At 70.2% G+C, this 3,002-nt stretch carries 1 protein-coding gene; it reads left to right on the forward strand.

All coding sequences use genetic code 11. The features are described from left to right. Positions 1–33: 33 nt before the first annotated feature. The coding region (locus ACIGFK_RS42425; protein ID WP_400056153.1) for a beta-ketoacyl synthase N-terminal-like domain-containing protein at positions 34–3,002 on the forward strand (2,969 nt) is incomplete at its 3' end.

Here is a 3,002-nt window from a genome sequence, read left to right on the forward strand (position 1 = left end):
GAGGCTTTCGATGCCGCGTGCGCGCATCTGGATGTGCATCTGGGCCGGTCGTTGAAGGCGGTCGTCTTCGACGGCGATCCGGTCCTGGACCAGACGCAGTTCACGCAGGCGGCCCTGTTCGCCGTCGAGTCCGCGCTGTTCTCGCTCGTTTCCTCGTTCGGGGTGCGGCCCGATGCGCTGATCGGGCACTCCATCGGCGAGGTCACCGCCGCGTATGCGGCCGGGGTGTTCTCCCTCGAAGACGCCTGCACCCTCGTGGCCGTCCGCGGTCGGCTGATGCAGGCCGCCCGTGCCGGTGGTGCGATGGTCGCCATCGCCGCGCCCGAGGCGGACGTCCTGCCCGAGCTGGGTGAGGGTCTGTCCCTCGCCGCCGTCAATGGCCCGGCCGCCGTCGTCGTCTCCGGCGATGTGGAGGCCGCGGACGCGATCGAGGCCCTGTTCCGGGACCGCGGGATCAAGGTCAAGCGGCTGACGGTGTCGCACGCCTTCCACTCCGCGCACATGGACGAGGTCCTCGCGGAGTTCGAGGAGCGCATCGCCTCGCTGACGTTCAACGAGCCGCAGATCGCGGTCGTATCGAACCTGACCGGTCAGGTCGCCGAGGAGCTGACCGACCCCGCCTACTGGGCCCGTCACATCCGTGGCGCGGTGCGGTTCCACGACGGCATCGAGACGCTGAACGCGCAGGGCATCACGACGTATCTGGAGCTGGGGCCGGACCCGGTCCTGACCTCCCTCGTCCAGAGCACGCTCGACGCGCCGGTCGCCGCTTCGCTGCTCAAGGCCCAGGGTGACGAGCCGCGCGGCCTGCTCCGCGCGCTGGGAGCCGCGTACTGCTCCGGCACCGACGTCGACTGGACGGCCCTGCTGCCCGGCGGGACCCGGGCGAAGCTCCCCACCTATGCCTTCCAGCGCAAGCGCTACTGGGTCGACGTCCCCGACGCGCCGGGCGTCGCAGAGGAAGAGGAGGCGCAGGAGCCGTACGGCGTGCTGGGGGAGTGGGCGAGCCGGGTGCGCAAGCTCACCGGCAAGCAGGGTGATCTCCTCCGCCAGAAGCTGATCACCGGTCTCGTCTGCCGCCACACCGCCGAGATCCTCGAATACGACAGCGCCGACGCGATCGACCCCGAACTGCCCTTCAAGGACCTGGGCTACAACTCGCTCACCTCCGTCGAGCTGCGCAGCCGCCTGGCCGCCGACCTCGGGCTCGCCCTGCCGTCCTCGCTCGTCTACGACTACCCGACCCCCGCCGTCCTTGCTCGTCACATCGTCCGCGACCTCGTGGGCGCGCCCGACCCGGACGCCGTGGATGCCGTCCTGGCCGGGGTCGAGGACGTGTCCGACGAGCCGCTGGCGATCGTCGGCATGGCCTGCCGTTATCCCGGTGGCGTCGATTCACCCGAGGGTCTGTGGCGGCTGGTCGCCGAGGGCGTGGATGCGATCGGTGCCTGGCCGGAGAACCGTGGCTGGGACGCGGAAGGCCTGTACGACTCCGAGCGCGGCCTGTCGGGCAAGACCTACGCCCGCTACGGCGGCTTCCTTTACGAGGCGGACGAGTTCGACGCGGAGTTCTTCGGGATCTCGCCGCGCGAGGCCCTGGCCATGGACCCGCAGCAGCGGCTGCTGCTGGAGACGGCATGGGAGGCGCTGGAGCGTTCCGGGATCGTCCCGCAGTCGCTGAAGGGCAGCCGAACGGGTGTCTTCGTCGGTGCGATGACGGGGGAGTACGGCCCACGTCTCGCGGAGCCGATAGCCGGTACGGAGGGCTACCTCCTGACCGGCAACACGGCGAGTGTGGCGTCCGGTCGCATCTCCTACACGCTGGGGCTCGAGGGCCCGGCGGTGACCGTCGACACGGCGTGCTCGGCGTCGCTGGTGGCCCTGCACCTGGCGGCTCAGTCGCTGCGGTCGGGTGAGTGCTCGCTGGCGCTCGCGGGTGGTGCGACGGTGATGTCGACGCCGGGCATGTTCGTGGAGTTCTCGCGGCAGCAGGGGCTGTCGGAGGACGGCCGGTGCAAGGCGTTCTCTTCGACTGCGGACGGCACGGCGTGGAGTGAGGGTGCCGGCCTGGTGCTGCTGGAGCGGCTCTCCGATGCCCGTCGTAACGGTCATCCGGTGCTTGCGGTGATTCGTGGTTCGGCTATCAACCAGGACGGTGCGAGCAACGGTCTGAGCGCTCCGAACGGTCCGTCGCAGCAGCGCGTGATCCGTCAGGCGCTGGCGAATGCGGGTCTGACGGGTGCGGATGTCGATGTGGTGGAGGCGCACGGCACGGGCACCAAGCTGGGCGACCCGATCGAGGCGCAGGCGCTGATCGCCACGTACGGGCAGGAGCACTCGGCCGAGCGGCCGTTGTGGCTTGGCTCGTTCAAGTCGAACATCGGGCACACGATGGCGGCGGCCGGTGTCGGCGGCGTCATCAAGATGGTCATGGCGATGCGTGAGGGGGTTCTGCCGCAGACGCTGAATGTCGCGGAGCCGACCTCGCACGTCGACTGGTCGCAGGGGTCGGTGTCGCTGTTGACGGAGCGGCGTGCGTGGCCGGAGCTGGACCGGCCGCGCCGCGCGGCGGTGTCTTCGTTCGGTATCTCGGGCACCAACGCGCACATGATCCTCGAACAGGCGCCGCGGGAAGAGGTTCCGGCCGAGGCCGACGCCCCTGCTGTCGTGCCGTGGCTGATCTCTGCGAAGAACGCTGCTGCGCTGCGGGCACAGGCCCTGCGCCTTGCCGAGTTCGTCGAGGACAACCCGCAGGTCAGCCCTGGTGCTGTGGGCGCTGCGCTGGTCGGCACGCGTACGGACTTCGACTACCGGGCGGCCGTCGTCGGCGCCGACCGTGAGGACCTCGTCGGAGGCCTCGCCGCAATCGCGCAGAACGAGACCGTCATCCCGGCCGGATCAGGCCGCACGGTGTTCGTGTTTCCGGGTCAGGGCTCGCAGTGGATCGGCATGGCGGCGGGTCTCCACGAGGCTTCCCCGGCCTTCAAGGACCGGCTCGACGC

The organism is Streptomyces sp. NPDC085524, assembly GCF_044541755.1.
Lineage (GTDB): Bacteria > Actinomycetota > Actinomycetes > Streptomycetales > Streptomycetaceae > Streptomyces.